Annotated in this window: 22 protein-coding genes; 7 read left to right on the forward strand and 15 right to left on the reverse strand. The window is 59.7% G+C overall.

Translation table 11 applies throughout. The features are described from left to right. Nucleotides 1-37 precede the first annotated feature (37 nt). The 7 genes from G5229_RS03340 to G5229_RS03370 form a co-directional block, all read right to left on the reverse strand. On the reverse strand, nucleotides 38-991 hold the full coding sequence (locus G5229_RS03340) for a respiratory chain complex I subunit 1 family protein (RefSeq protein ID WP_139462706.1): 954 nt from the start codon (nucleotides 989-991) through the stop codon (nucleotides 38-40). Between the two features lies 1 nt (nucleotide 992). Beyond that, entirely contained in the window at nucleotides 993-2,864 is a 1,872-nt protein-coding gene (gene hyfB, locus G5229_RS03345) for a hydrogenase 4 subunit B (RefSeq protein WP_421208445.1), read from the reverse strand. Further along, nucleotides 2,864-3,529, reverse strand: a complete 666-nt coding sequence (locus G5229_RS03350; RefSeq protein WP_005351526.1) for a 4Fe-4S dicluster domain-containing protein — start codon at nucleotides 3,527-3,529, stop codon at nucleotides 2,864-2,866. Before G5229_RS03350 ends, hyfB begins: the two co-directional genes overlap by 1 nt. Nucleotides 3,530-4,128: 599 nt before the next feature. After that, nucleotides 4,129-5,997, reverse strand: a complete 1,869-nt coding sequence (gene kup / locus G5229_RS03355; RefSeq protein ID WP_104014706.1) for a low affinity potassium transporter Kup — start codon at nucleotides 5,995-5,997, stop codon at nucleotides 4,129-4,131. Between the two features lie 530 nt (nucleotides 5,998-6,527). Then, nucleotides 6,528-6,950, reverse strand: a complete 423-nt coding sequence (locus tag G5229_RS03360; RefSeq protein WP_421208448.1) for a GNAT family N-acetyltransferase — start codon at nucleotides 6,948-6,950, stop codon at nucleotides 6,528-6,530. Between the two features lie 117 nt (nucleotides 6,951-7,067). Then, on the reverse strand, nucleotides 7,068-7,829 hold the full coding sequence (locus G5229_RS03365) for an abortive infection family protein (protein WP_421208449.1): 762 nt from the start codon (nucleotides 7,827-7,829) through the stop codon (nucleotides 7,068-7,070). A gap of 126 nt (nucleotides 7,830-7,955) precedes the next feature. Then, nucleotides 7,956-8,420 (reverse strand): hypothetical protein, encoded by a 465-nt coding sequence (locus G5229_RS03370; RefSeq protein WP_421208451.1) that lies wholly within the window; start codon nucleotides 8,418-8,420, stop codon nucleotides 7,956-7,958. Nucleotides 8,421-8,435: 15 nt separating this feature from the next. Between G5229_RS03370 and G5229_RS03375 the strand changes: the two genes are divergently transcribed. The 5 genes from G5229_RS03375 to fdhD all read left to right on the forward strand — a co-directional run bounded on the left by G5229_RS03375 (nucleotide 8,436) and on the right by fdhD (nucleotide 15,128). Then, nucleotides 8,436-9,035 carry a 4Fe-4S binding protein gene (locus G5229_RS03375; RefSeq protein ID WP_040065709.1) on the forward strand — a complete coding sequence of 200 codons (600 nt, stop codon included), beginning with the start codon at nucleotides 8,436-8,438 and terminating at the stop codon, nucleotides 9,033-9,035. 46 nt (nucleotides 9,036-9,081) lie between these two features. Then, nucleotides 9,082-11,226 carry a formate dehydrogenase subunit alpha gene (gene fdhF, locus G5229_RS03380; protein WP_421208453.1) on the forward strand — a complete coding sequence of 715 codons (2,145 nt, stop codon included), beginning with the start codon at nucleotides 9,082-9,084 and terminating at the stop codon, nucleotides 11,224-11,226. A gap of 96 nt (nucleotides 11,227-11,322) precedes the next feature. Further along, nucleotides 11,323-11,721, forward strand: a complete 399-nt coding sequence (locus G5229_RS03385; RefSeq protein WP_005351584.1) for a hypothetical protein — start codon at nucleotides 11,323-11,325, stop codon at nucleotides 11,719-11,721. A 417-nt stretch (nucleotides 11,722-12,138) separates the two neighbouring features. Further along, nucleotides 12,139-14,271: a sigma 54-interacting transcriptional regulator gene (locus tag G5229_RS03390; RefSeq protein WP_421208455.1), complete on the forward strand. Its 2,133-nt coding sequence runs from the start codon at nucleotides 12,139-12,141 to the stop codon at nucleotides 14,269-14,271. Between the two features lie 20 nt (nucleotides 14,272-14,291). After that, nucleotides 14,292-15,128, forward strand: a complete 837-nt coding sequence (gene fdhD / locus G5229_RS03395; protein ID WP_421208457.1) for a formate dehydrogenase accessory sulfurtransferase FdhD — start codon at nucleotides 14,292-14,294, stop codon at nucleotides 15,126-15,128. A gap of 113 nt (nucleotides 15,129-15,241) precedes the next feature. Here the strand turns inward: fdhD and asd are convergent, their stop codons facing one another. The 4 genes from asd to G5229_RS03415 all read right to left on the reverse strand — a co-directional run bounded on the left by asd (nucleotide 15,242) and on the right by G5229_RS03415 (nucleotide 19,856). Further along, entirely contained in the window at nucleotides 15,242-16,354 is a 1,113-nt protein-coding gene (gene asd / locus G5229_RS03400) for an aspartate-semialdehyde dehydrogenase (RefSeq protein ID WP_236367308.1), read from the reverse strand. A gap of 352 nt (nucleotides 16,355-16,706) precedes the next feature. Next, on the reverse strand, nucleotides 16,707-18,014 hold the full coding sequence (locus G5229_RS03405) for a D-amino acid dehydrogenase (protein WP_324255549.1): 1,308 nt from the start codon (nucleotides 18,012-18,014) through the stop codon (nucleotides 16,707-16,709). Between the two features lie 157 nt (nucleotides 18,015-18,171). Continuing rightward, nucleotides 18,172-19,692: a cryptochrome/photolyase family protein gene (locus G5229_RS03410; protein ID WP_421208459.1), complete on the reverse strand. Its 1,521-nt coding sequence runs from the start codon at nucleotides 19,690-19,692 to the stop codon at nucleotides 18,172-18,174. Next, complete coding sequence (locus G5229_RS03415) at nucleotides 19,692-19,856, reverse strand: DUF2256 domain-containing protein (RefSeq protein ID WP_082035409.1); 165 nt, start codon at nucleotides 19,854-19,856, stop codon at nucleotides 19,692-19,694. The genes G5229_RS03410 and G5229_RS03415 overlap by 1 nt, the downstream gene beginning before the upstream one ends. Nucleotides 19,857-20,316: 460 nt before the next feature. Between G5229_RS03415 and G5229_RS03420 the strand changes: the two genes are divergently transcribed. Continuing rightward, nucleotides 20,317-21,702, forward strand: a complete 1,386-nt coding sequence (locus G5229_RS03420) for a tryptophanase (RefSeq protein ID WP_421208461.1) — start codon at nucleotides 20,317-20,319, stop codon at nucleotides 21,700-21,702. Between the two features lie 144 nt (nucleotides 21,703-21,846). Here the strand turns inward: G5229_RS03420 and cdd are convergent, their stop codons facing one another. From cdd to G5229_RS03435, 3 genes are all read right to left on the reverse strand, one after another. Then, on the reverse strand, nucleotides 21,847-22,731 hold the full coding sequence (gene cdd, locus G5229_RS03425) for a cytidine deaminase (protein ID WP_115522309.1): 885 nt from the start codon (nucleotides 22,729-22,731) through the stop codon (nucleotides 21,847-21,849). 185 nt (nucleotides 22,732-22,916) lie between these two features. Continuing rightward, complete coding sequence (locus G5229_RS03430) at nucleotides 22,917-23,603, reverse strand: LrgB family protein (protein ID WP_421208462.1); 687 nt, start codon at nucleotides 23,601-23,603, stop codon at nucleotides 22,917-22,919. Next, nucleotides 23,600-23,956: a CidA/LrgA family protein gene (locus G5229_RS03435; protein ID WP_005333279.1), complete on the reverse strand. Its 357-nt coding sequence runs from the start codon at nucleotides 23,954-23,956 to the stop codon at nucleotides 23,600-23,602. Before G5229_RS03435 ends, G5229_RS03430 begins: the two co-directional genes overlap by 4 nt. Before the next feature lie 160 nt (nucleotides 23,957-24,116). On the opposite strand from G5229_RS03435, the gene G5229_RS03440 reads away from it, so the two are divergent. Further along, the gene (locus G5229_RS03440; protein WP_421208463.1) at nucleotides 24,117-25,826 is read left to right on the forward strand and encodes a glycoside hydrolase family 36 protein; all 1,710 of its coding nucleotides are present in this window, start codon (nucleotides 24,117-24,119) and stop codon (nucleotides 25,824-25,826) included. 78 nt (nucleotides 25,827-25,904) lie between these two features. Here the strand turns inward: G5229_RS03440 and G5229_RS03445 are convergent, their stop codons facing one another. Then, entirely contained in the window at nucleotides 25,905-26,405 is a 501-nt protein-coding gene (locus G5229_RS03445) for a hypothetical protein (protein WP_421208526.1), read from the reverse strand. Nucleotides 26,406-26,473: the final 68 nt, after the last annotated feature.

Consider the following 26,473-nt stretch of genomic DNA (forward strand, 5'->3'; position numbering starts at 1 on the left):
TGAAATCGAAAAAAGGTGCTGTGCTGGCGGGCATGGTTCAGACCCCGACCAGATAGGCGAGCAGCGCCAGCAGGGCCAGCCCCAACCCGTAGCGGGTGAGCTTGTGGGTGCGCACGAACTGGGTACGGGCCATGGCGTTTTCGATGATGCCGGCTAGCAAAAATGCCACCAGCAGCTTGCAGGCGAGGATCAGCGCCGCGCCGATGAGCGCAGGCAGACTCCAGTTGGCCGCCTTGCCGAAGGGGAGGAAAATCACCAGAAAGAGCTGCACCACCACCAGTTGCTTGAGGCCGATGGATAGCTTGAGCAGGGCCAGCCCCGCACCGGAGTACTCGGTGAGCGGTCCCTCCTGCAGCTCCTGCTCGGCTTCGGCGCAGTCAAAGGGCAGCTTGCCCATCTCGACAAACACCGCGAAGGCGCAGGCGGCGCCGGCCAGCAGGGTGGCAACCGGCGCGGCCAGCGGCTGGGTCGCCACATAGTTGCTGATATTGCCCAGATCCGAGCTGCCCACCATCATCGCCATGATGAAGCAGGCGAGCACCAGAATGGGCTCCACCAGAATGCCGAGGGTCAGTTCGCGGCGGGCACCGATCCCTGCAAACATGCTGCCGCTGTCGAGCCCCGAGAGGGAGAAGAAGAAGCGGAAGATGGCGAACAGATAGATGTCGGTGATGAGATCCCCGGCGATGGGGAAGGGGGACTCGTGAGTCAGGGTTGGCAGCGCCATCCCCACCAGCAAGAGGGCGGCGATGAGCAGCGCAGGCATCAGGTTGAAGATGATGCCGGCAGGCTCGGGGGTCACCTCCTGACGGCGCAGGAGCTTGGCGATATCCCGGTAATCCTGCAGCAGGCCCGGCCCCTGACGGGAGTGCATCTTGGCCCGCAGCACCCGGTTGAAACCGGTGGCGAGCGGCGCCAGCGCCAGCATGGCGATGGCCTGGGTCAGGGCGAGGGCAACCATGCCCCAGCTCGGCATTTCAAGAACAGGCATATCAGACTCCTACAGCCATCAGGATAAAGAGCGCCAGCACAACACCGTGCAGCAACCAGCCGGTTGTCCCGCTGGTATCGCTCACCCCGTGCAGGGCGCTGGCCAGATCGAGCTGCGGTTGCTTGCGATAGAGTGGCGTGCAGAGTTGGCGCAAGGTGTGGGTGACACCGCCGGAGGTGAGGCTCATGCGCTCCTCGTAGGCGTAACCACAAGCCCACGGGGTGCCAGCGTGACGACGACCCAGCTTGGGCCCCTTGAAGATGGCCAGTACCAGCAGCGGGATGAGGAACAGCCCCAGCAAGGTGATGGCGATAACGGGCGGGGAGAGGATCGCCTGGCTGCTATCGAGCGGCAGCAGGGTCGCGCCGGTGGCGACGTTCATCTGACCGCTTACCAAGGCTTGGCCATAGCTGGCGATATGGGGGGCAATCCAGGGGGCGCCTAGACCCAGCACCAGACAGACGGCGGCCAGCAGCAGGGTGCCAGCCACCATGGCGCCCGGCACTTCGCGGGCATGGCTCGCGTGTTCGCTGCGCGGGGCGCCGCAGAAGCAGATGCCATACACCTTGACGAAACACATCACCGCCATGGCGCCGGTCACCGCCAGCATCACCACCGCGAGCGGCGCAACGACAGAGGTGCCGAGTTTGGTCATGGAAAGGAGCGACTGGTAGATAAACCACTCGCTGACAAAACCGTTCAGCGGCGGCAGCGCCGAGATGGCCATGGCACCGATGAGGAACGCCAGCGCGGTCCAGGGCATCAGCTTGGCCAGCCCCCCCATCTTGTCCATGTCGCGGGTGTGCAGGCGGAACATCACCGAGCCGGTGCCCATAAAGAGCAGGCTTTTGAAGATGGCATGGTTGAGCAGGTGATAGAGGGCGCCGAGCAGCCCCAGCACCACCAGTGCCGGTTGCTGGTTGGCGATGCCGATCATGCCGATCCCCATCCCCATCAGGATGATGCCGATGTTCTCCACCGTGTGGTAGGCGAGCAGCCGCTTGAGGTCGTGTTCGGCCAGAGCAAACAGCACCCCGAGCACCGCCGAGCAGGCACCGAAGATCAGTACCACATAGCCCCACCAGAGCTGGCTGGCGCCGAGAAAATCGATGCAGACCCGCAAAATGCCAAAGAGACCCAGCTTCACCATCACGCCGGACATCAGCGCCGAGATATGGGAGGGGGCGACGGGCTCGGCCACCGGCAGCCAGCCGTGCAGCGGCACAAAACCGGCGCGCAGGCCAAAGCCGCAGAAGCTGAGCAGGAACACCAGCGAGGCCAATCCGCCCGCCAGATGGTGCTCACGCAACGCGGCGAACTCCAGCGAGCCAGATTCACGGCAGAGCAGCCAGAAGGCGATCAGCACCAGCGCCATGCCGATATGGTTCATCACCAAGTAGAGACGGCTCTGTTTGGCGGCATCCGGGTTGGTCTTGACCAGCCAGTAGGTGGTGAGGGTCACCAGCTCGTAGCAGAGCAAGAAACCGAGCGCATTGTCGGCCAGCACCATGCCCACCATGGCAAACAGGAAGAGGTTCATCAGCGCACCGATGGCCACATCCCCTTTGCCCTGATATTCGCGGATATAGGCAAAGGAGTAGAGGGCGACGGCGACGCCGACGGTGCTAATCACCAGCAGCATCAGCGCGGAGAGCATATCGAGGTGAACCGAGCCCAGCAGCCAGAGTTGGCCGTCGACGGGGGCGCCTTGGGCAAAGATCTGGATGGCGGCGACCAGACCCGCGAGCGAGCCCAGCAGGGCAAAACCGCTATTGAGACGGTTGGCCAGTGCGGGCAGCTTTTGCAGGAGCAAACCGGCGGCAGCGCCCAGCAAAAAGAGCAGGAGCGTGGCCATTACAAGGGGGGACAACATCAGCGAACTCCCTCTGTGGTAGATAAATCGGATGCAGGGAGCGCCGTGGCAGGCGCCGAGAAGGCAGAGGCCCCTTGCGGGTTGGTGTCGGCCGCTTGCTGGCGACGGATACGGGCGGCGCGTTCGGTGTCGCCGTCATTGACCAGCTTCAGCGCCTGGGAGGGGCAGGCACCGACACAGGCCGGGCCATCGGCGCGAAACTCGCACAGGTCGCACTTGACCGCGATGCTGCGCACGCCCGGCTCCCAGCTCAGTAGATCCTCGCCAAAGCAGCGCAGGCCGGCAGAGGTGGAGGGGTTGCTGGAGCGGATGGAGCAGGGGATATAGGTGTCGTAACTGGTGGCCACGGCCACCGGACGGCTGCCGCCGCTCTGGATGGCGCCAAAGGGGCAGGCCACGGCGCAGAGATTGCAGCCGATGCAGAGCGACTCGTTGAGTTGCACGCAATCGCCGGTTTGGCGAATTGCCTCGACCGGGCACACCTTGATGCAGGGGGCATCGTCACAGTGACGGCACTGAACCGGCATGGTCGCCTGCTCGTGTCGCATAACGGTTAAACGGGGGGCTTGCTGCAAACCTTGCGCCTTGTGTACCTCGCTGCAGGCCGCCATACAGGTGCCACAGCCGATACAAAGCTTGGGGTCAGCGATAACGAAGCGGTTCATAGCCTACCTTGTCGTGTCGCGAACGGAGAAAGTAGGGGCAGGTTGGCAAGATACGGGCCAGATTGGTTTTGCTTGATTGGATGAGTGTAAGTGTTTGTTTTTAAATGATGTTAAAAATCGCGCCGACGGGTGTCGAGGCCTTGTCTTACTGTCGAATCGTGACGTTCGTCACTTGTGACGAAGCCGCCGGGAGGGTTCGTCACCTTGGAAAATGCAGCATGAGTAGGGTGCAATGAACGCAGTGAATTGCACCGCTATCAAAATATGTTCGTGGTGCACGGCGCTGCGCTTGTTGCACCCTACGGTGGGATGTCTGTGGGGGTCGCCGTGGTTTTGCTCCCTTCTCCCCTCGCGGGAGAAGGGCTGGGGATGAGGGGGGAGGTCAGCCATATGTTCGTGGTGCACGGCGCTGCGCTTGTTGCACCCTACGGTGGGATGTCTGTGGGGGCGGATGTGGTTTGCCCCCTTCTCCCCTTGCGGGAGAAGGGCCGGGGATGAGGGGGCGGTAATCGGGGTTAACGGAAAAGAAGAGGGAGGCCCATGCCTCCCTCTCTATTTGCTGAGGTTTTCTATGCCATCAAAAGGCCATCAACCCGCCATCAGATATCCACCTGCGAACCCAGCTCGATGACCCGGTTGGGCGGGATCTCGAACTGATCCGGCGCACGCAGGGCGTTGCGTTGCAGCAGCATAAAGAGTTTGCCGCGCAGATAGAGATACCAGGGGCGGTCTTTCATGATGAGCGACTCGTGGGCCATAAAGAACGAGGTCTCCATCATCCGGCAGCTCAGCCCCTCGGCGTTGCAGCGGTGGAAGATCTCCTCCACGTTCGGGGTCTCGCGCCAGCCGTAGCTTGCCACCACCCGCCAGAAGGTGGGAGATAGCTGCTCGATGCAGACCCGGCGTACATTGTGGACGTAGGGCACATCCTCCACCCGCAGGGTGAGCAGGATGATCCGCTCGTGCAGCACCTTGTTGTGCTTGAGGTTGTGCAGCAGCGCATGGGGGATCACGTTGACCACCCGTGACATATAGACCGCAGTGCCCGCCACCCGGGTCGGCGGGGATTTTTCCAGCGAGGCGATCATCGGCTCAAGGGAGTTGCCGTGCTCGTTCAGGCGGCGAATAAGCTGGAAACGCTCGCTCTTCCAGCTGGTCATCACGGTGAACATCACCGCGCCCAGAGTGAGCGGCAGCCAGCCGCCGGAGAAGATCTTGGCGAGGTTGGCGGCAAAGAGCGGCACGTCGATACAGAGCAGCGCGGCAAACAGGATGGCCACCAGATACTTGTTCCAGTGCCAGCTGTTCTTGGCCACCGAGCAGGAGAGGATGGAGGTGAGCACCATGGTGCCGGTCACCGCGATGCCGTAGGCCGCCGCCAGATTGCTGGAGTGCTCGAAGCTCATGATGACGATCACCACCGAGATATAGAGCATCCAGTTGATGACCGGAATATAGATCTGGCCGGACTCCTGCTCGGAGGTATGAACGATGCGAATGGGGGATAGATAACCTAGCCGTACCGCCTGCCGGGTCAGCGAAAAGACCCCGGAGATCACCGCCTGCGAGGCGATCACCGTCGCCATGGTTGCCAGCAGCAGCAGCGGCACCAGCGCCCATTTCGGCGCGAGCAGGAAGAAGGGGTTGGCAATGGCGGCGGGGTTACTCAGCAGCAGCGCACCCTGACCGAAGTAGTTGAGCACCAGCGAGGGCAGCACTACGATAAACCAGGCGAGGCGGATTGGATTTTTGCCAAAGTGGCCCATATCCGCGTAGAGCGCCTCCACCCCTGTGATGGCCAGCACCACGGCGCCGAGGGCAAAGAAGGAGGTGGTCTGGTACTGGACAAAGAAGCGCACCGCCCAGATGGGGTTGAGCGCACCCAGCACCTCGGGGTTGTGGATGATGCCGCGCAGCCCCAGCACCGCCAGCGTCATAAACCAGATCAGCATGATGGGGGCAAACAGCTTGCCCACCATGGCGGTGCCATGTTTCTGGATGGCAAACAGCAGGGTCAGCACCAGCACCGAGAGAGTGACGATATAGGGGTCGAGGGCGGGGGTGAGAATGCTCAGACCCTCGATGGCCGACATCACCGACATCGCCGGAGTGATCACCACCTCGCCATAGAAGAAGCTGCCGCCAATCAGGCCGAGGATGATCAGCAGCGGTGTCCAGCGGGTGGAGGCGTTGCGGGTCGCCAGCGACATCAGGGTGAGAATGCCACCCTCGCCGGCGTTGTCGGCCCGCATCACAAAGGAGAGGTACTTGACCGACACCACCAGGATCAGCAGCCAGAAGATCAGCGAGAGAAAGCCGAGAATGGAGGCCGGCTCGACGCCGAACCCGAATTGACCTGACAGGCACTCGCGCAAGGTATAGAGCGGGCTGGTGCCGATATCGCCATAGACTACGCCAATCGCCGCCAGCATGACGCCGGACATGGCTTGTTGTTTATCACAGTTCATGAGTTCATCTTGTCAGTTTGATGTTTACACGTTTGCCACAGCAGATCGCCCCGAACACATCAGGTATGTGTGGATACAACATCGGGGGAAATCAAAGGATTGCGATGGGAAGGGAGCTAATCGGATATAAAGATGCGTTTCATGGGACACAGTCTGTTCATCTGTCGTTAAGCTTATAATGACACACACTCTGCGGGTTCATGCTCAGGTATAAATAATCAAAACGTCCTTTTGAGTAAGGTTATTAATTGGCCGTTGATTGAAATATTCATGCGCTCTGCGGGCAACCGTTTGTTTTATCTGGGGAAGTGGTTTGGCCACTATTTTTTACCGAGCTGAGTGATAAACAGACGATAAAATAGTGACTAATTAATTGCTGGCAGGACGGCAAAGGGGAGGGCGCTGGGTAGCAATGGGGTCTTTATTTGGGTGGGGTAAATGTAGGGTGCAATGAACGAAGTGAATTGCACCAAATATTGAAAGAAGCAAGAGGTGCAATGTGCTGCGCTTATTGCACCCTACGGTAATTATTACTCTCCATGATAGTGCTTCAATAAAAAGTAGCGGTCAGGACTATTGTTAACGCCGCTCACTTTACCGACTATTTTAAATCCCATTTTTTCATAAAATTTGGGTGCCTGAAATGAGAGGGTGTCGACTTGAGCAGCGATACATCCCCGTTTTTTTGCCTCGCGTTCAGCAATCTCCATTAATTGAATGCCAAGCCCCTGTCCTCTCTTGTCATTGTGTACCCAAAGCACCTCGATCAACAGTTGATGATAAATAGTACGTCCGGCAATGCCACCAACAACTTCGTCATTATCATCATGAATGGCAACAATTAAAGGTTGGGAGCGCTCCTCACCCATTTTATCAAAGTTAAATTGTCTAAGGTTATCAACAAGTACATTGAATATGTCATCTTTATGTTCATTATGGATTTGAATATTCATCAAATCTGACTCCATTAAAATGTAATCGTAGGGTGCAATGAACGAAGTGAATTGCACCGCTATTTTAATGCGTAAGCGCCTAGGTACAATGCGATGTGCATACATCACTCTACGTCACTATTTTTTGCGGTTATTTTCCTCATATGTTGAGATTAAAAATAACGACATTGCTCCAGCTAAATTTACAGCAAGTTCAGCATGTCTTGCTTGTGGTTTAACGGGATGCTTACCATGCCCATGAGCGTCACCTAATTTATTGCGTAATGTACCCAAGCCATTAACTATCCCAGAGCACCCACCCAAAATTTGTTTGAATATTGGTTCATTATGCTGCTCTGGAGCCATGTTTAACTCTTTCGCTGTAAGTTTATACAATTCAGACAGTTCAATTGACGAGGAGTTATAATCAACACCAAGTTCTTCTAAAACATGTTTACATACGCTTTCTAATATTGTACGTGAAATTGTAATTGCACCTTCAGGATCTCTAACTTTTCTCTCTAGAGCTTTAGTCCATGCATGATGGATGCTGGCGGAATCAAAATTTTGTAAAACATCGGATATGGATTGTTGAGCTGGGTGTGTTTCACCTTGTTCTAAGTACTCAAGTAGTTGGTCAAACTCTTTCCATAGATATTGCCTACGGTCAGCATAGGTTCCATACTCATATTTTATGAACTGCCAGAATTGATCAAGGTTGCGATTAGTTTTAACACATCGTGGGGTCATCGTTGCTATTGTTGGATTACCAAGCAATTCAGTTCTAATAACTTGGTAATCGGCATTATCACCAACACTGCCTGTTGCTTGTGCAATCAGCATATTTTGTAAATATGTTACCCGATCAAATAATGTCCCCAAATGGCTTAGCTCACTCATCTTATATCTCACGTCTGCATGGAAACGACTCCCAGCGGAGCTGGTTGCCAACTGGCACATATTAACCGGAGGGATAGAAAACTGAAGGGGCAGGGGCCTAAAACCGGCTCTGGCTCAACAAATCAGTCAATAAGTGGCCCATTTTTGTTCGGTTTGACTTGATGATTGCCTGCCCGCTCGATAGAAAAACCAAACAACTTGGCCGCCGCTCCAAGCCATTTTTGCGTGCTGTACAGCCCATTTTTGGCCCTTGGTATGGTTTTTCTCCCCGGATGTCGTTGCTCCGCTTGCCCGGTTTGGGGCGGCCGATCCTGGCTGCAAACGCCTTTGAACGGCTCCGCCACGCGGTTGGGGCATAGGCTGGTCAGCCGGTGTCGAGCTCGTCACTTTTGTCGTGTCGATCACACTTCCCACCCCGTCGTCACCCTCGTCAGAGGTGGCAATCAGCACGATTTTCTTTCTGATTACTCTTTTATTTTCAGTTGCTTGTGATTTTTTATCGCACCCTTGGCCCGTTTTGGTCTGATAAATGCTTTGTGGGGGCTGGCCGCCTCTTTGCCTGTCGGCGGGCGGCCCGGTGTAACGAACCATTTAGGATCCCTCTCTATGAACAGCTTCGTGATTGCAGATCCCAGTCTCTGTATTGGGTGTCGTACCTGTGAGGTGGCCTGCGCCGTTTCACACCAGTCAGGGTCTTGCAGCGGGACCCTTGAGCGGGAGGGCGGCCTGCATCTTGCCATCGAGGATGGACATCTGGTCTCCAAGGACAGCTACTTTCAGCCGCGCCTGAAGGTGATCGTGGGCAGCAAGGTGACCACGCCGGTGCTCTGCCGCCAGTGTGAAGACAAGCCGTGCGCCATGGCCTGCCCGAACAATGCCATCGTCAGCGAGGATGGCTGCGTCAAGGTGTTGCAGGAGCGCTGCATCGGCTGCAAGTCCTGCGTGGTGGCCTGTCCTTACGGCGCCATGGCGGTGGTGCTCAAAGAGGTGGCCCCCGCTGCCGATTCGCTCTTCAAGCGTCCGCAGACCAAGGCGCAGGCGCTCAAGTGCGATCTCTGCCGTCACCGCGAGGCGGGCCCGGCCTGTGTCGAGGTGTGTCCGACCCAGGCGCTGCGGCTGGTCACGCCGGAGCATCTTGAAACCCTGAACCGGCAGAAGCAGCTGGCCAGTGCCGAGGCACTGCTGGCGATGCCGGCGCGGGTGTGAGCGGGCTTGCCGAGCCGTTTTTCGTTAACAAACAAGAGTGTGAGTCATGAAAAAAGTCATTACCGTGTGCCCCTATTGCGGCACCGGTTGCAAAATCAACCTGCTGGTTGAAAACGACAAGGTGGTGGGGGCCGAAGGCGCCAACGGCCGGACCAACGAGGGGCAGCTCTGCCTCAAGGGCTATTACGGTTGGGATTTTTTGAACGACACCAACCTGCTGACCCCCCGTCTCAAGAGCCCGATGATCCGCCGCGAGCGCGGTGGCAAGTTCGAGGCTGTCTCCTGGGACGAAGCGATCGAGTTCGCCAGCAGCCGTCTGGCTGCCATCAAGGCGAAATATGGCCCGGACGCCATCATGACCACCGGCTCTGCCCGTGGCCCCGGCAATGAAGCCAACTATGTGATGCAGAAATTTGCCCGTGCGGTGATTGGGACGAACAACGTCGACCACTGCGCGAGGGTGTGACACGCACCCTCAGTCTCCGGTCTGGAGACAACTGTAGGCAACGGCGCCATGAGCAACGCCATTCTCGAAATTCAAGAGACCAAGTGCCTGCTGGTGTTTGGTTACAACGCTGCTGACTCTCACCCCATCGTCGCTCGCCATATCCTCAAGGCGAAGGCAAACGGGGCCAAGGTGATTGTGTGTGATCCCCGCATGGTGGAGACCGCCCGTATCGCCGATCAGTGGCTGCCGCTCAAAAACGGTTCCAACATGGCGCTGGTGAACGCCTTCGCCAACGTGTTGATCAATGAAGGGCTCTATAACAAGGCCTTTGTCGCCAACTACACCGAAGGGTTCGAGACCTTCAAGGCGACGGTGGCCAAGTACACCCCGGAATATGTCGAAGGTATCACTGGCCTCAAAGCCGCCGATATCCGCGCCGCCATTCGCACCTATGCCGAGTCGCCTGCGTCCATGATCCTGTGGGGCATGGGGGTGACCCAGTACGGTCAGGCGGTGGACGTGGTCAAGGGGCTGGCGGGTCTGGCGCTGCTGACCGGCAACTTCGGTCGCCGCGGCACCGGCTGCGGGCCGGTACGTGGTCAGAACAACGTGCAGGGCACCTGTGATATGGGGATGCTGCCCCACCAGTTCCCGGGTTATCAGTCGGTGGCCGATCCCGCCATCAGCGCCAAGTTCGCCAAGGCGTGGGGCGTGGAGTCTCTGTCCCAGAAACCCGGCTATCGCCTGACCGAGCTTGGCCACAAGGTGGAGGAGGGCAAGTGCAAGGCCTTCTACATCTTTGGTGAAGATCCGGCTCAGACCGAGGCAGATCTCGGTCAGTTCCGTCGCACTCTGGCGGGGATGGAGCTGGTGATCGTGCAGGATATCTTCATGACCCAGACCGCCGAGATGGCCGACGTCATTCTGCCCGCCACCAGCTGGGGCGAGCATGAAGGGGTCTACAGCTCGGCTGATCGCGGCTTCCAGCGCTTCTACAAGGCGGTGACGCCCCCCGAGAACGTGAAACCGGACTGGGCCATCTTCTCGTTGATGGCGACCGCCATGGGTTATCCCATGGAGTACCACAACACCGAAGAGATCTGGGACGAGATGCGTGCGCTCTGCCCGCTCTACGCCGGGGTCAGCTACGACAAGATGGCCGATCTCAAGAGCGTGCAGTGGCCTTGCCCGACCGAGGATCACCCGGGCACCAGCACCCTGTTCGAGGGAAATGTGTTCACCACCCCGAGCGGCAAGGGTCAGCTGATTGCCTCCGAGTGGCGGCCGCCGCTGGAGCAGCCCTGTGCCGAGTACCCGCTGGTGCTCTCCACCGTGCGCGAGGTGGGTCACTACTCCTGCCGCTCCATGACCGGCAACTGCTCGGCGCTGCAGACCCTGGCCGATGAGCCGGGCTATGTGCAGATCCACCCGAGCGATGCCAAAAAGCTTGGGGTGAAGGATCAGGCGCTGGTCTGGATCTCGTCGCGCCGTGGCAAGGTGATCACCCGCGCCAACTACAACGACCGGGTCAACGCCGGGGTGGTCTACATGACCTACCAGTGGTGGATCGGGGCCTGCAACGAGCTCACCATCGAGCACGTCGATCCCGTCTCCCACACGCCGGAGTACAAGTATTGCGCGGTGAAGATCGAGCGCATCGACAATCAGCCTGAGGCGGAAGTGTACGTCCAGACTGAATACAGCGCGCTCAAGGCGAAATTGCGCAGCGCAGCCAAGGGCTGATCGCCCTAAAAACGAGGTTCTGCACAAATAAGGGAACCCGACTCGGATTTATCGAGTCGGGCACCCTTTTATTACCCAAAAAAAGGGGAGTAAATGATGCAACATGAAATTGGTCGCTTATTCGGACTTTTCTATATTGGCACCTATCTGGCGGCGATATTGCTGGGAATAGGTTGCTATATTTGGCGCGACGAGATGATATTTCTGCTCGGCTTCGGTTTTTTCGGCTGTTTTATGGCGGCACGGCTCGCCATGAGCAGCGTATTTTCTGCTTTGAGTATTTCCAGTGCCTGGCTGATCGGGTTTATCTCCACCACCTTGATCAACGGCCTGCTGCTGGGGGTGATCACCCTGCTGGTCTACCTCACGCATCAGAGCGTCACCGCCGAGCTTGCCGACAACGCCAGCTGGCTGCTGATGGCCTTCCAGAGCTTGTCGGCCCTCTTTATCTTCGGTGGCCTGAAGTGCTGCCACAGCCGGATCATCACCTCGTAAATTGCCGATGGATGGGCAGCAAACGCCATCTCGAAACCCGCAGCCAGCGAAGAGGAAAGGGCAGATCTGACAGTTGACGGCGGCCCACTTTTCAGGCGCCTTAATTGAGATCAAGAACTGATGAAATAACCGGTTAAATATGGCCATCAGATATATTAAATCGGATTGTAATGAAATTTGAGCTCATCTATGATGAGTCGCCATTCCAATATATCCCCCGATAACGATGTTACTTTTTGTTGTCGTTCGTTAATAACAACTCTGGAATTGCAACATGCGACAATTTTCGTCACCGCTTTTCTTATTGGCAGCCGTTTTTACGGGCTGCGGCTATTTATTTTGGTGACGGGTGCTTGTCGTGATGCGATGGCATGGACAGCCTGACTGGTGACTAAATCGATATAACGTGAGGCCGCAATGCTAAATGTGAGTGCCATCCCCCTGGACGAGATCTCTCCCATCTGGGACGACGGTTTCCTCCTGCTCTCCAAATCCCTCCTGTCGGCCGTGACGCTCGATGATTTTATCCACAAACTCAACAAGATAGATGCCAGCTTCGGCGGCGTGACCCGGGTCAACCTGATCCTCAACATGGGTGCGGACGAGGAGGCCATCTTCTACTTCATGGGACATTCCGGCCCAAAGCATCTGGTCTGCCCCAAGGCAGAGCTGCACCTCTCCCCCCGTCCTGCCAAAGAGACCCCGGAACAGGCCATCATTCTCGCTGCCGCCCGCTTTGAGAATCGCTGCCCGGCGCTGGATCGCGAAGGGGTCTACGGGGGGCTGCGCTCCTACTGCCAGCTCCCCATCACCACCGCCCGCAGCCACCTTGGCGGGGTCGAGTTTATCAACACCCAGCTCGACAGCTTCACCATGGAGACCCTGGCCAAGCTGACCCAGCTGGCGGCCATTATCGCCATTGCGCTGGAGAACGTGCTCGACAAGGAGCGCACCCTGGAGCAGGCCAACTCCCTGCGCCTTGAGCGCGACAGCTGCAAAATTCTGGTGGATGTGACCAACGCAGTGATCAAACTGGTGCGTATCGCCGAGTTGCCCAAGAGCCTGTTTACCATCCTGCACCACCACTTTGGCATCAGCAGTTTGTGTCTGGCGGAGTACAACGCTACCTCCGACAGCTTCAAGAGCTATCTGGTCAATCAGCACCAGAGCGATCAGCCGGGCATCATCGATCACTCCTGTTTTGAAAAGAAGTGTCTGCAGGGGGCCCTTGGCCACAGCGAGCCGTTTTTTGTCTATCGCGAACACGGCCACGGCTGCAGCAATCGCTGCCGTTTTACCTCCCAGATCCTGCCGCCCGAGGCCGACAGCTCCTGCATTTTGCCGCTGCGTTATCGGGGCAATCTGCTGGGGGTGTTGATCCTCTCGCACCCCAACGCCGACTTCTTTGCCGATATCGATATCTCCTTGCTGGAGCAGGTGGCGGCGCGCACGGCGATTGCCATGAACAACGTGCAGGCGCAGCAGGAGATCTCCAACACCAACGGTGCCAAAGAGAAGACCATTCGCATCAACGAGCCGCAGATGCAGGGGGAGTTCCCCCACATCATCTACCAGAGCGCGGTGATGGAGAGTGTGCTGGAGAAGGTGCGGCTGGTGGCCGAGAGCGACAGTACCGTGCTGATCCTCGGCGAGACCGGCACCGGCAAGGAGCTGATCGCCCAGGCCATTCACGCCCTGAGTGCCCGCCACGATCACGAGATGGTGAAGGTGAACTGCGCCGCCATCCCGACCGGCCTTATCGAGAGCGATCTCTTTGGCCATGAGAAGGGGGCCTTTACCGGCGCCCTGACCCAGCGCATCGGCCGCTTCGAGCGGGCCCACAAGGGGACCCTGTTCCTCGATGAAGTGGGGGATATGCCGCTGGACTTGCAGCCCAAACTGTTGCGGGTATTGCAGGAGCACGAGCTGGAGCGGGTGGGTAACAGCAACCCAATAGCAGTGGATGTGCGGCTGGTGGCCGCCACCAACTGCGATCTGCTCTCCATGGTCAAGAACAAGCGCTTTCGAAGCGATCTCTACTACCGCCTCAACGTCTTTCCCATCGAGCTGCCGCCCCTGCGCGAGCGGCGCGAGGATATTCCGCTGCTGGTCAATTTCTTTATCAAGAAGATCGCCAAGCGGATGCGCCGCACCATCACCTCCATCCCCGCCGATGCGATGAAGATGCTGGTGTCGCTGCCCTGGTACGGCAATATTCGCGAGCTGGAGAACGTCATCGAGCGCGCCGTGGTGATGACCCGCGGCCATGTGCTCAACCTCTCGCCCGATGAGCTGATGCCGCTCAAGGGTTACCACAAGATTGAGACCCTGGTCTATGACGAGCCCGCCACGCCGCTCTTTGCCGAGGAGGGGCCGATTGATGAGCGCGAGGCGATCATCGCCGCCCTGCGCGACTGCAACGGCATAGTCGCTGGCGAACGGGGGGCAGCCAACCGCCTCGGCATGAAGCGCACCACCTTGCTTTCGAAAATGAAGCGGCTCGGCATTTCGGCCAGAGATCCCGAGATCATTGACGGGGTCGCACCATGAGAGAGGCCATAGAGCTTGAGATGCGGAGTGAGCAGAGAGAATCGAGCGAACAGAACGAGCTGGCCCGCTGCGCCATCCACCGCGAGGTGGTGCACTACCGCGCCGATGCACTGACCTGCGACAGCGAAATGGCGCTCCCCTCCGAGACGCCGGTGGCGCTGGTCTACAACGGTATCGCCCACAGCGTGATGATGTGCTCGGCCTCCGATCTGGAGGATTTCGCCATCGGGTTTTCGCTATCCGAGGGGATCATCGACAGCCTGCTCGATATCCACGACATCGAGCAGATCGATGGCTGTCAGGGAATTGAACTGCATATCACCCTGGCCAATCGCTGCATTCACCGCCTCAAAGAGAAGCGGCGCACCATGGCGGGGCGCACCGGTTGCGGCATCTGCGGCAGCGAGAGTCTGGAGCAGGTGATCCGCACCCAGCCAAGCTTGCCCGATAGTCAGCGTCTGGCGGTGGGCCATATCGATAAGGTATTGAGCGCGCTGCGCCCGCTCCAGCTGCTGGGCCAGCGCACCGGCGCCACCCATGCGGCGGTGCATCTGGACGGGGAAGGCAACATTCTCTCCATCCGCGAGGATGTGGGGCGCCATATTGCGCTGGACAAGCTGGTGGGCCATCTGTGCCGCACGGGTCGCCGTGACGGCGCCATTCTGGTGACCAGCCGCGCCAGTTTCGAGATGGTACAAAAGTGCGCCAGCGCCGGGGTCGAGATCTTGCTCGCCATCTCCGCCGCCACCGAGCTTGCGGTCGAGCGGGCCGAGCAGACGGGGCTCACCCTGGTGGGCTTTTGCCGCCTCGGGCGGGCCGAGATCTACAGCGGGTGCCAGCGAATCCTGCTCAAGTAACGGCAAGCGTGAGCGCAAGGCTGCAAACCCGCTAAACGGGTCACGAAAACAGGCAATGAAAAAGGGCGGGGAGTGTGACTCCCCGCCCTTGTTGTCTCTGCTGCTGTAGCGGATTAGCGCGCCAGCAGGATACGCAGCATGCGGCGCAGCGGCTCGGCGGCGCCCCACAGCAGCTGGTCACCCACGGTAAAAGCGGCCAGATACTCCGGGCCCATATTGAGCTTGCGCAGACGACCAACTGGAATGCTGAGGGTACCGGTGACGGCCGCCGGAGTCAGCTCGCGGGCGGTGATGTCGCGATCGTTGGGGATCACTTTCACCCAGTCGTTGTGGGCAGCCAGCAGCGCTTCGATCTCCGCCAGCGGCACATCCTTTTTCAGCTTGATGGTGAACGCCTGGCTGTGGCAGCGCAGGGCGCCGATCCGCACGCACAGACCATCCACCGGAATGACGGCATTCTCGATACCCAAAATCTTGTTGGTCTCGGCCTGACCCTTCCACTCTTCGCGGCTCTGGCCGTTGTCGAGCTTGGTGTCGATCCAGGGGATAAGGCCACCGGCCAGCGGCACGCCGAAGTTGTCGACCGGCAGGGTGCCGGAGCGGGTCTTCTCGGTGATCTTGCGCTCGATGTCGAGGATGGCGGAGGCGGGATCCGCCAGCTCGACCGCCACTTCGTCGCGCAGCATCCCCATCTGGGTGACCAGCTCGCGCATATGACGGGCACCGCCACCGGAGGCGGCCTGATAGGTGGCTACGCTTACCCACTCCACCAGATCGGCCTTGAACAGGCCGCCGAGGGCCAGCAGCATCAGGCTGACGGTGCAGTTGCCGCCGACGAAGGTCTTGATGCCATCGTTCAGGGCCTGCTCGATGACGTCGCCGTTGACCGGATCCAGAATGATGACGGCATCTTTCTCCATCCGCAGGGAGGAGGCGGCGTCAATCCAGTAACCCAGCCAGCCGGCGGCTTTCAGGCGCGGATAAACATCCTTGGTGTAGTCGCCGCCTTGGGCTGTGATGATGATATCCTGCTTGGCCAGCGCCTCGATATCGAAGGCGTCCTGCAGAGTACCGGCATCGACGCCGAAGTTGGGCGCGGCCTCACCGGCCTGGGAGGTGGTGAAGAATGTGGGTTGAATATGGGCGAAATCCTGCTCTTCCTGCATCCGGCTCATCAGAACCGATCCCACCATGCCACGCCAACCGACCAAACCTACTTTTTTCATATTGTCCTACCCTGGATTGCTGCTAAAGAAACTCGTGGTGACACCCGTAACCCCTTGTCTGGCGGCGCCTGTTTACAAGCGGTTTACAGGCCATTTAAAAAATATGCGCTGCGAAAAATGCGTCTATCCACATTACGGATTGTGGCGGCTTGCGCAAGTCGAATTGCGCAATATTCTGTGCCGTTTGCTGCATTAACCGGCAGCCAGAGCACCGCTCAGGTAGGCGGGGAGGGAGAAGGTCAACATCAGACGAAAAGGCCACCGTTTATGGCGGTGGCCTGTCAATAAAGCGGTTGAGAACGTCCTCTGCTGGGCGTAGTTGGCGAGTGAAACAGCCCGACAGCTTAGGTGCTTAGCCGTAACGAGCCAGAGTGAGCCCCTCATCACTGATGGCGGGCTCGCTGCCGCTGATGAGATCGCACAGAAGCTGACCCGAACCGGCCGCCATGGTCCAGCCCAGGGTGCCGTGGCCGGTATTGAGCCAGAGACCGGGAATGGGGCTTGGCCCCACCAGCGGGGTACCGTCCGGTGTCATGGGGCGCAGACCGGTCCAGAATTCAGCTTTGCTGATATCGCCCCCTTCGGGGAAGAGATCGCCCACCACCATCGCCAATGTGTCGTGGCGTCTGGGATTAAGGGCGAGGTTGTAGCCCGACAGCTCCGCCATGCCGCCGACCCGGATCCGCTCGTCAAAACGGGTGATGGCCACCTTGTAGGTCTCGTCGAGCACGGTGCTGCGCGGTGCGGCCTCGGCGTTGATCATCGGCAGGGTGAGGGAGTAGCCCTTGACCGGATAGACCGGCAGCTCCAGCCCGAGCGGGCGCAGCAGCGGCCGTAGAAAACCGGTGGCATAACTGCCGAGCGCGCAGACGATGGCATCGGCGCGATAGCGCTGCTCGCCCGCCCGCACCGCCACGGCGCGGCCGCGTGCTTGCTCAATCTCGTCGATATCGCAGTTGAAGACAAACTTGACCCCGAGCTTCTCGGCTTCAAGGGCAAGGGCCTTGGTGAAGCGGAAGCAGTCGCCGGTCTCGTCGCCGGGCAGACGCAAGCCGCCGACGATTTTTCCGCGCACCCGTGCCAGCGCAGGCTCTGCCGCTTCGCAGCCGCTGGCATCGAGCGACTGGTAGGGGACGCCATACTCCTCCAGCACCTCGATATCGCGCTGACTGGCATCGAGCTGGGATTGGCTGCGAAACAGCTGCAGGGTGCCGAGCTGGCGCCCTTCGTAATCGATGTTCAGCTCATCACGCAGCAGCTTCATGCAGTCGCGGCTGTATTCGGCCAGACGCACCATGCGCCCCTTGTTGGTGGCATAGGCGGTCGGGGTGCAGTTGGCGAGCATTCTGAGCATCCAGCGTAGCTGGAAGGGGTCGGCAGTGGGGCGCACAGTGAAGGGGGCATGCTTTTGCAGCATCCACTTGGCGGCCTTGAGGGGAATGCCGGGGGCCGCCCAGGGGGCCGCATAACCCGGGGATATCTGCCCGGCGTTGGCATGGCTGGTTTCAAGGGCGACGCCACCTTGTCGCTCCAGCAGGGTCACCTTGTGACCCGCTTTGGCCAGATACCAGGCGCTGGTTACCCCTATCACGCCGCCACCGAGAACCACTATCTCCATATCGTCTTTCCTTGACTGATCTCCTGATGTGGCCACCACCATAATCAGCCGCCACAGGATATTCAACCGCTCTGCGCAGGATTGGGATCTCCGTCTGCTTGCCTGTCACAAGCTGGTGTTTGGTGCGATGGTGAGCCTGATTGCCAGCGTAAATCGCTGCGCTGTTGTCAGTGTGAATGTGCCAGGGGACATGGCCCGCTTACAACTGCTCCAGCTTGATCAGGTAGTGCTCCGCAGTGGCCAGAATGGCCTGCTGCTGCGCTGCGGCTTGGCCATCCCAGTTGGCATAGGGGAGGGCGAGGCGGGGATTGCCGCCAAGTTTGTCCCGATTGCGCCAGAGAAAGTGCCAGTAGAGGCTGTTGAAGGGGCAGCTCCCATCGCCGTGGCGGGCTTTCACCTGATAGTGGCACCCCTTGCAGTAGTGGCCCATCCGCTCGAGATAGGCGCCGCTACTGGAGTAGGGCTTGCTGCCCATCAGGCCGCCATCGGCAAACTGGCTCATGCCGCGGGTGTTGGGCAGCTCCACCCACTCGATGGCATCCACATAGATACCGAGATACCACTGATCCACCTCGTCAGGATCGATCCCCGCCAGCAGGGCAAAGTTACCGGTCACCATCAGCCGCTGGATATGGTGGGCGTAACCGTGCTCAAGAGACTGGCGAATGGCGTGACGCACGCAGGCCATCCTGGTTTCGCCGCTCCAGAAGAAACCGGGCAGCGGCCGGTTGGCCTCGAGAAAATTGGTCTGCTTGTAGTCGGGCATCTTTTCCCAGTAGAGGGCGCGGACAAACTCGCGCCAGCCGAGGATCTGGCGGATAAACCCCTCCACCTGCGCCAACGTGATGGTGCCCTGATTGGCCTGCCAGTGGGCTTCGGCGGCCCGGATCACCTCAAGCGGATGAAGCATCTTGCTGTTGAGGGAAAACGACAGGCGGCTGTGAAACAGGCTCCAGCCCCGCTCGCTCAGGGCATCCTGATAGCGGCCAAAGTGGGGCAGGCAGTGGGCCAGAAAATGGGCCAGCAGCTCGCGACTCTGGCGTCTTGTGATAGGCCACGGCAGCTTGCTGACATCCGCCTTACCGATGGTGCTGACCCCGTGGCGGGTCAGCATGGCGTCAATTTCGCTCACCTCGTTGGCAAAGGTGAGGGGCGCCGGGATGGGCTGGCTCGCCGGCAGCTTGGCGCGATTCTCGTCATCAAAATTCCAGCGCCCGCCAAGGGGTTGGCCGCACTCATCGAGCAGCACTTGGTATTGCTTTCGCAGGGCGCGGTAGAAGAACTCCATCCGGCTATGGGGATAGCGCTGCCAGCCATCGCGGGGAGTGAGAAAATGTTCGCTCTCCACCTCGGTAGCAGGGATGGCAAGGCCCGTCGCCCAGCTTTTCAACTGGCTGGCGAGGCGCCACTCATCCGGGCTCTGCCAGGCGAAGCTGTCGGCCTGATGTGCTTCGAGCTGAGCCTCCAGCAAGCCGGGCAAGTCGGGCCAGCGGGCACTCTCATCAAGAGTCAGGTAACAGACTCGGTGGCCCGCCTTGCCAAGGGCCGCCGCGAAGGCGCGCATGGCGGCAAAGAAGGCCAGCACCTTCTGACGGTGGTGGCGGCAGTAGTCGGTCTCTTGGCGCAGCTCCGCCATCAGGTAGCAGACCGCTGGATCTGGCGTGCGAAACCAGCTGTGAGCGGCGTTCAGCTGATCGCCGAGAATCAGGCGCAGCTCCATCACACTGGCTCCCCGTTATGTTGGCAGCTGCAGTGACGAGCGTGGCGACAGCGTTCGCTGCAGTAGCGAACCTCCTCCCAGCTGCGCGCCCACTTGCGCCGCCAGCTGAAGGGGCGCTGGCAGACGGGGCAGATCTTCTCGGGCAGATGGGGTTTGCGATGCATGATGGCTTACGGCCCTGGCTGATGGGGGATGTGGCGTGTGGTTAGGGAGAATAACGAACCGGGGGCGTGGACGGATCAACCTCACTGCCAGTTTGACGCGCAGATGCCCACTTTGTGAGCGGGCGCACAGCCCGTCAGTGCACTCCTTGTTTGCCAATTAACCAGCCGTTAACGTGGCGAGGCTGCCCGTTGGCAGCATCCATCAATGGATCTTGTTGGCCACCGACTGTCTACAACCGATATGGAGGGGAGTGATGCCAATCATGACAGCTACGCCCCGGGCAGCTTGCCTGCTCGCCCACTGGTATACCCGGGATCCCATTCTCACTTTCGACTTTCCTCACCGCTGATTGGCGGCACCCGCCGTTTGAATTTGTCAGCCGGACGACCCTGATCGCCCCGGCCTCTTTACCAATTCCAATTTCAAACACACTGGCCTTGCGCCGGTGAGGAGTCTTTTATGCGTCGTATACCCGAGCCGTTTCGTATCAAGATGGTCGAGCCCATCAAACAGACCACTGGCGCCGAGCGTCGCGCTGCCCTCGAGGCCGCTGGCTGGAACCCCTTCCTGCTGCTGGCCGAGGATGTCTATATCGATCTGCTGACCGACAGCGGCACCGGTGCCATGTCCGATCGCCAGTGGGCCGGCATCATGATGGGGGACGAAGCCTATGCGGGCAGCCGCAACTTCGTCGAGCTGGAGCGCACGGTGCGCGAGATCTTTGGCTACCAGCATGTGATGCCCACCCACCAGGGGCGCGGGGCCGAGCAGATCCTCTTCCCCGAGCTGGTCAAGCGCTGTAAGGGCAAGGCGCCGGTCTTTATCTCCAACTACCACTTCGACACCACCAAGGCTCACGTGGAGTTGGCTGGCGCGCGGGCCATCAACCTGCTCACCCCGAAAGCCCTCGACACCACGGCCCCCTACGCCTGGAAGGGGGATTTTGATCTCCCTCGTCTGAGCGACACCATCGAGACCCTGGGGGCCGACAACGTGGCCGGCATCATCATCACGGTGACCTGCAACAGCGCCGGCGGTCAGCCGGTCTCCATGGCCAATATGGAGGCGGTCTCCGAGCTGGCCCGTCGCCACCATATTCCGGTGGTGATCGATGCTGCCCGCTTTGCCGAGAACGCCTGGTTTATCAAGGAGCGGGATCCGGCCTATGCCAAGCGCAGCATCAAGGAGATAGTGCGCCAGATGTTTGCGCTGGGGGACATCTTCACCATGTCGGCCAAGAAGGACGGGCTGGTCAATATCGGCGGGCTCTGTTGCTTCAAGGAAGATCTCGACCTGTTTCGTGCGGTGCAGGTGCGCTGTGTGGCGATGGAGGGGTTTGTCACCTACGGCGGGCTTGCCGGGCGGGATATGGCAGCGCTGGCCATCGGCCTGCGCGAGGGGATGGATGAGGAGTATCTCACCTATCGCATCAGTCAGGTGGCTTATCTCGGTGAGCGGCTGGCCGAGGCGGGTATCCCCATCCAGACCCCCACCGGCGGCCATGCGGTGTTTGTGGATGCCAAAAAGCTGCTGCCCCATATTCCAGCCGAGCAGTTCCCCGCCCATGCACTCGCCTGCGAGCTCTATCTGGAAGGGGGCGTGCGCGGTGTGGAGATCGGCTCCCTGCTGCTCGGGCGCGATCCCGCAACCGGCAAGCAGGAGGCGGCGGATTTTGAGCTGCTGCGCCTCACCATTCCGCGGCGGGTCTACACCCGGGATCATATGGACTATGTGGCCGACTGCCTGATCGCGGTGAAAGCGCGGGCCAGCGACATTCGCGGGCTCACCTTTGACTACGAGCCGCCGCTGCTGCGCCACTTCACTGCGCGGCTGAAACCTGTCTGATCAGTAATCTGTTAGACGGGGTGATCAACCGCGCCAAGCAGTGAGGTGGAGGGCTGCCCCCGATTAAACGGCCAAGTAAAAAGCCCCCGCACCAAGGTGCGGGGGCTTTCGTTTATCGACACAAATATCGACACAAAGCCGGGATCAAACCGCCTGATACTCCAGCTCGACCGAGCCCAGCGCCTTGAGGGTGGACTGGGCGGAGTCACGCTGGCTGATCTGGCCGTTTTTATTCTCCAGCAGCACGGCGCGGCGGATGGTGGCGAGATCTTCGCCGTTAAGCACCGCATGGGCGCAGGCCATCTGCATCGGAGGCAGGCTGGGGTTGAAGGCGGCGTTCTCGGCGTAGCGGCCAGAGAAGATGCGGCCATCGGCAAACTGCAGCGCTACCGCGGCATAGCCCTGGCTGTAGGGGGCGTAGCTTTGACGGGCGGCGGCCAGCGCGGCCTGCCACAGCGGGTCTTCGCTTTGAAGCTGAAGCTCTGCGTGATCCTGCGGGCTCATCAGCGCATCCGTGATGTCGAGATCCGCCGGGCCAAACGAGTGGGGCAGGAAGGATTGCAGGGCACTCAGGTCATCGGGCAGAGAGACTTTCAGGATCTTGGCGGTACTCAGCTCGTTCATAAACTGACGGCAGTGGCCGCAAGGGGTGTAGTTGACGGTGATTTCAGATATCCCGGTCTCGCCACCCAGCCAGGCGTTGGAGATGGCGGACTGCTCGGCGTGCACCGAGTGGAACAGACCTTGCCCCGCAAACTCCATGTTGGCACCGAAGTACCAGGTGCCACTCAGGCCGCAGGCGATGGCACCGACGTAAAATTTGGAGATGGGCGCGACCGAGCAGGCGGCGGCCAGCGGCAACAGGGCGAGGCGCAGGGCGCGATCATCGAGACCTGTGGCGGCTTTCAGGGTGGCGACTTGCTCCGGCGTGAAGCGGGCGTTGAAGTCGGCACTATCCAGCATGGGCTGCACGGCTGCTTTGAGCGGGGCAGAGAGGGTATCGAATGGCTTGGCAAAACGGGGATGCATAGTGTGTCCTCAAAGGCCAATTGGGCGGCCATTGTAGGGAGCAAGCTCGGGTAAATGTGTGAGCAGGCTCACGCCCTGATGGGCAAACGGAGGGGGATGGTAATGGAAACGTTTGTCTTGTGCAAATTGTGCGGCAGGTCGCACCCCGACAGCGCTGCAGAGCCGTCGGGGTGGTTAATCATCGGTCAGGTGAGCCAGTGATAGATGGCAAAAAGGAGGGGCGCGACGGCAGCGGTGAGGATACCGCACACCACCATGGCGAGCGATGCAAAGGCGCCCTGGGTGATCCCCTTCTCGGCGGAGGTGGCGGTGCCGATGGCGTGGGCACAGGCCCCCATGGCGAGCCCTTGTGCTTCCGGGTCGGTCACTTTCAGCAGTTTGAGCAGCGGGTAGCCGATCAGGGCACCGATAATCCCCACCACCACCACCACGGCGGCCGCAATGGCGGGAATGCCGCCGATGGACTGGCTGACGCTCATGGCTAGCGGGGTGGTGATCGATTTGGTCGCCAATGAGGCGAGCAGCGCCGGATCTGTGCCCATAAAATGACCGATCAGCAGGGTTGTGCACACCGAGATCAAGACGGAGGCGAGGGTACAGATTAGGATGGGCTTGAGCTTGGCCTGGATCTGGCGCGCCTGTTGATAGAGCGGCAGCGCCAGCGCCACCACGGCGGGCTCCAGCAGCATGGTAATGGGGCTGCTGCCGCGTTCGTACTGCTCAAGGGGCAGGTTGAACCAGAGTAGCAGGCCGATGATCACCCCGGTCGGCACCAGCACTGGGTTGATGATGGGCCAGGGCAGACGGCGATAGAGGGTGCGGGTGGCGAAATAGAGCGCCAGGGTCAGGGGAATGGCTAGCCAGAAGATCATTTGTTCATCCTCTGGTAGAGCCGACCGACGGTGGCGAGGATCAGCACGATCCCGAGCACGATGCAGAGCATGATGACGCCGAAGGATTGGCGCAGGGGCTCAAGCCAGGCAACCAGTCCGACCGCAACCGGCACGAACAAAACGCCCATGTGGCGCAGCAGCAAGCCTGCCCCCAGCTCGACCCAGTGCAGCTTTATAAGCTGAAGGGAGAGCAGGACGAACAGCAGCAGCATGCCGATGATGCTGCCGGGAAAGGCAAATGGCAGGATGGCCGCCACGGATTTGCCTGCCAGCAGGCAGGCGACGATGACCATAAAGTCACGAAAGTACAGCAAGGCGCGTTGCGCGATCACGTGAACCTCATCGACTGGGAAGAAAAATCGCAGTTTACCAGAGAGGCCGGGTCGCGGCATTAAAACAATAACAACTGAAATCAGTTCATTTGAAGCTGATTTGATTGGCATTTTTTGAAAAGTGCCTGATAGAACCCTTTTCGAACTACAAGGAGTAGTGATGACATCCCTCTTGTCCCGACTTCGCCAGCTGGCGAATGATAATGCGTTGCCACCCCATCTGCTGCAAACCCGTCAGTGGGAAGGGCCCCTGTGTCGGGTGCGACTCGACAACACTGGCGCTGATGCCACTCCGGTTGAGCGCTGGGTGCTATTTGACGGCAAGCTTGGCCTGCCGGTGGAGAGCGCCATCTATGGCGAAGGATTCCAGATGCTGGCCCAGACCATGGGTAGCTGGCAATCACCACAACATGTCGGCCGTTGCCCCGATGCCAGCGTCTATCGCATCACCGATGACAATGGCTATCACACCATTCACAACCTGTTGCTGGTGGAGCATGGCAAGGGGTGGCTGCTGCTCGCCTTTGCCAGCTGCCACCGTTTTGGCGGGGAGTTTCGCCTCTATCCCGATGGTCGCTTGCAGATCCTGATGAATTGCGAAGGGCGAAAACTCGCCGCTGGTGAGCACTGGCAGAGCGAGGCGCTGATCTGCCTCGAAGGGGCGGAGCGCGAGGATCTGCTGGCTGAGCTGGCACGGCTGATCGAGGCCGAACATGGCTCTCTGATCGGCAAGGTGAGTGAGCGCCCGAGCGGCTGGTGCTCCTGGTATCACTACTACGCCGAGGTGAGCGCTGCCGATATTCGCGAGAACCTGCAGGTGCGTGCCGAGCGCTTCCCGGCCCTGCGCTATGTGCAGATCGACGACGGCTATCAGGCCAAAATGGGCGACTGGCTTACCCCGTCGGCCAAGTTCGAGCAAGGTGTAGCCTCACTGGCTGCCGAGATCAAACAGGCTGGCTGCGAGCCAGCCCTCTGGGTCGCTCCCTTTATTGCAGAGCCCGGTTCACAGGTGTTTCAGGAGCATCCCGACTGGTTTGTGAAGGGGGATGACGGCCTGCCGCTCCCCTCCGAGCGGGTCACCTATGGCGGTTGGCGTTGTACTCCCTGGTATGTGCTGGACGGCACCCACCCCGAGGTGCAGGCGCACCTCGAGCGGGTGTTCCGTACTTTGCGTGAGCAGTGGGGCATCCACTACTTCAAGCTCGATGCCAACTTCTGGGGCGCCATCCATGGTGGCCGTTTCCATGATCCGGCCGCCACCCGGGTTGAAGCCTATCGGCGCGGCATGGCCGCCATCCTGCGTGGTGCTGGTGAAGGGGCTTTCCTGCTCGGTTGCAACGCCCCCATCTGGCCAAGCCTTGGGCTGGTGCACGGCATGCGGGTGAGCGATGACGTGGAGCGCAATGGCCACCGCTACCGCCAAATTGCCCGTGAAGCCTTCTGCCGCACCTGGCAAAATGACAAGCTCTGGGCCCTCGACCCCGACTGCATCTGTCTGCGGGATCTGCCAAGCCAGCAGGCAAGCCAGGCGGAATATAGTTTCCATCTGGCGGCGTTGGTGGCAAGCGGCGGCATGATGCTGGCGGGTGATCGGCTGCAAGATCTCGATGAGGAGCAGGCTGCGCAACTGCGCAAGTTGCTGGCGCTCTGCGCCGCCCGGGCACCCTCTGCCCGTTTCGAGTCGATGGACTTTGCCTGCGGCGAAGTAAGCCTGCCCGAGGGTGACACTCTGCTCTGCCTCTTCAACTGGGAGGAGCAACCACAGGAGTTTCTGCTGCCGGAAGGGGGAACCGATTTTTGGCAGGGACAGGCAGTCGGTACGGCTGTGACCCTGCAAGGGGGCGAGGGGCGGGTGATCCACTACGTCTGATCACAGCCTCACCATAAACAATTCAGGCTCCATCACGGAGCCTGAATTGTTTCAATCAGCGGTTATCAGCCACGTTTTTCAGTAACGCCACTCAAAGCCGACGGCGTATTTGGCTGAGCCATAGCCCGGGATATCACTGCCGGAGGCGATCGCCTTGAGGGTCAGCAACGGGGTGATGGGCACCCCCAGACCAAAACCGATGGCCAGCTGATCATTGGGGTTCCCCATCAGATCGACCCGCATCACCCGATAGAGGGACATGTCCTCGCTCAGGTGCATATAGACTTGCGAAGCGCGGTTATAGACCTGACCAAACACCTCCAGCTGGAAACCTGACTGGGCGCTGATGGCCAGCGGTACCCCGACAAACTTGTAGAGATGGGAACCGTTGAAGTAGCTGTTGGTGATCAGGGGAGTGAAATCAGTCTGCTGATAAAGGGTATTGAAGTTCTGTTCTACGATGCGATAGGTCTGCTCGGGCAGGCGAGCAAGATAATCCGGCACATCGAACCGGTATGCGGCGTTGGCTGCCAGCGGCAGCAGGGCCAGTAATCCGAGCAGTGCGTGGTGACGAGGCATCAGCAAATGGCTTCCGTTCTGCCAAAGAGATCTCTTGCTTGGGAGACATCCGCTCAGGATGTTGCAAG

The sequence above is a fragment of the Aeromonas sp. 602396 genome (genome assembly GCF_049173735.1).
Classification (GTDB): domain Bacteria; phylum Pseudomonadota; class Gammaproteobacteria; order Enterobacterales; family Aeromonadaceae; genus Aeromonas; species Aeromonas veronii_A.

Bases quoted from the DNA above. Each gene is read 5' to 3' on its own strand.
- G5229_RS03340 (WP_139462706.1), bottom strand. From the start codon at position 991: ATGCCTGTTCTTGAAATGCCGAGCTGGGGCATGGTTGCCCTCGCCCTG.
- hyfB (WP_421208445.1), bottom strand. From the start codon at position 2,864: ATGTTGTCCCCCCTTGTAATGGCCACGCTCCTGCTCTTTTTGCTGGGC.
- G5229_RS03350 (WP_005351526.1), bottom strand. From the start codon at position 3,529: ATGAACCGCTTCGTTATCGCTGACCCCAAGCTTTGTATCGGCTGTGGC.
- kup (WP_104014706.1), bottom strand. From the start codon at position 5,997: ATGAACTGTGATAAACAACAAGCCATGTCCGGCGTCATGCTGGCGGCG.
- G5229_RS03360 (WP_421208448.1), bottom strand. From the start codon at position 6,950: ATGAATATTCAAATCCATAATGAACATAAAGATGACATATTCAATGTA.
- G5229_RS03365 (WP_421208449.1), bottom strand. From the start codon at position 7,829: ATGAGTGAGCTAAGCCATTTGGGGACATTATTTGATCGGGTAACATAT.
- G5229_RS03370 (WP_421208451.1), bottom strand. From the start codon at position 8,420: ATGGTTCGTTACACCGGGCCGCCCGCCGACAGGCAAAGAGGCGGCCAG.
- G5229_RS03375 (WP_040065709.1), top strand. From the start codon at position 8,436: ATGAACAGCTTCGTGATTGCAGATCCCAGTCTCTGTATTGGGTGTCGT.
- G5229_RS03385 (WP_005351584.1), top strand. From the start codon at position 11,323: ATGCAACATGAAATTGGTCGCTTATTCGGACTTTTCTATATTGGCACC.
- G5229_RS03390 (WP_421208455.1), top strand. From the start codon at position 12,139: ATGCTAAATGTGAGTGCCATCCCCCTGGACGAGATCTCTCCCATCTGG.
- fdhD (WP_421208457.1), top strand. From the start codon at position 14,292: ATGCGGAGTGAGCAGAGAGAATCGAGCGAACAGAACGAGCTGGCCCGC.
- asd (WP_236367308.1), bottom strand. From the start codon at position 16,354: ATGAAAAAAGTAGGTTTGGTCGGTTGGCGTGGCATGGTGGGATCGGTT.
- G5229_RS03405 (WP_324255549.1), bottom strand. From the start codon at position 18,014: ATGGTGGTGGCCACATCAGGAGATCAGTCAAGGAAAGACGATATGGAG.
- G5229_RS03410 (WP_421208459.1), bottom strand. From the start codon at position 19,692: ATGGAGCTGCGCCTGATTCTCGGCGATCAGCTGAACGCCGCTCACAGC.
- G5229_RS03415 (WP_082035409.1), bottom strand. From the start codon at position 19,856: ATGCATCGCAAACCCCATCTGCCCGAGAAGATCTGCCCCGTCTGCCAG.
- G5229_RS03420 (WP_421208461.1), top strand. From the start codon at position 20,317: ATGCGTCGTATACCCGAGCCGTTTCGTATCAAGATGGTCGAGCCCATC.
- cdd (WP_115522309.1), bottom strand. From the start codon at position 22,731: ATGCATCCCCGTTTTGCCAAGCCATTCGATACCCTCTCTGCCCCGCTC.
- G5229_RS03430 (WP_421208462.1), bottom strand. From the start codon at position 23,603: ATGATCTTCTGGCTAGCCATTCCCCTGACCCTGGCGCTCTATTTCGCC.
- G5229_RS03440 (WP_421208463.1), top strand. From the start codon at position 24,117: ATGACATCCCTCTTGTCCCGACTTCGCCAGCTGGCGAATGATAATGCG.
- G5229_RS03445 (WP_421208526.1), bottom strand. From the start codon at position 26,405: ATGCCTCGTCACCACGCACTGCTCGGATTACTGGCCCTGCTGCCGCTG.